1 pseudogene is annotated in these 1,211 nt (G+C 46.9%); it reads right to left on the bottom strand.

The annotated features are described in order from the left end of the window. Positions 1 to 300: 300 nt before the first annotated feature. Positions 301 to 1,004, bottom strand: a pseudogene (locus tag CJP72_RS22015) (IS6 family transposase). Positions 1,005 to 1,211 lie beyond the last annotated feature (207 nt).

Below are 1,211 nucleotides of genomic sequence, written 5' to 3'. Positions count from 1 at the left end.
CGAACTTCACCCAGATGATAGCCGTAATATAATGACTCAGTCTGACCTTTGTGCAGCGCCCGCATCACTTCAAAAGTTGGTAATTAGCGCAACTCCCCGGTCACTGCCCAGTATAAAGCACCTGAATAATGTATTATAATCAATACAATACGAAAATAAGCATACAACTTTAGTGTCATTTTCTACATTAAGTATGCAACTTTAATGTGAATCTACAGCACCAGTGTGAACCGACAATAAAGCTTGTAGGGCACTGTTGCAAAGATTGTAATAATGAAGCCTTTGATGTTGCTGAAAAGCTTAAATTTTAAACACTTTGCTCACCGGGTGCATCTCGCCCAGAAGATAGTCAAAGTAAAATGATTCAGCCTGCCCTTTACGCAGGGCTCGCATGACTTCGATACCTTTTATCGTGGCGTATGCCGTTTTCATCGATTTAAATCCAGTGTGGTATTGATTATCCGTTTCAGCTTACCGTGATCACACTCAATCACGTTGTTCCGGTACTTTATCTGCCGGTGCTTCACATCCGGCGGACATTTCCCTTCGCGTTTCAGCAACGCCAGTGCCCGCCCGTATGTGGGGGCTTTATCGGTATTAATCAGCCGTGGAATTTGCCAGCGCTTGGTATTATTCAGGAGCTTTTCCATAAAGCGGTAAGCGGCTTTACTGTTGCGGCGTGGAGAGAGATAAAAATCAATGGTACAGCCTCTGCTGTCGACTGCGCGGTACAGGTAAGCCCACCTGCCGTTCACTTTGATATATGTTTCATCCAGATGCCAGGAGCAAAAGCCGGAAGACTGACGCCAGTACCAACGGAGACGTTTTTCCATTTCAGGGGTATAGCGCTGAACCCTGCGGTAAAGCGTGGTGTGGTCGACGCTGACACCGCGTTCAGCCAGCATCTCCTGTAACTCACGGTAACTGATGCCGTATTTACAGTACTAGCGTACCGCCCACAGGATAATGTCACGACTGAAATGCCGGCCTTTGAATACGTTCATGATTAGCGCCACGGGGGAAATGGTAGCAACGTTTATCAGCGCTGCGATCTTTGCAACAGTGCCTGATTGCTTCCTCTGAGCGATAAAAATAGCTTTGATGATAGTCTGGAGATGTCCCCCGTAGAAGCAATTTTTTGGCCCAGCTGCAACCCCTGTTGACCTGATAACGAGGACCCATGAAACACTCTGCATTGCCATTTTTTGCCG

Origin of the sequence: Citrobacter sp. NCU1, assembly GCF_010231475.1 — a bacterium.
GTDB lineage: Bacteria > Pseudomonadota > Gammaproteobacteria > Enterobacterales > Enterobacteriaceae > Citrobacter_D.
This window is presented reverse-complemented; position numbering and strand designations above follow the sequence as displayed.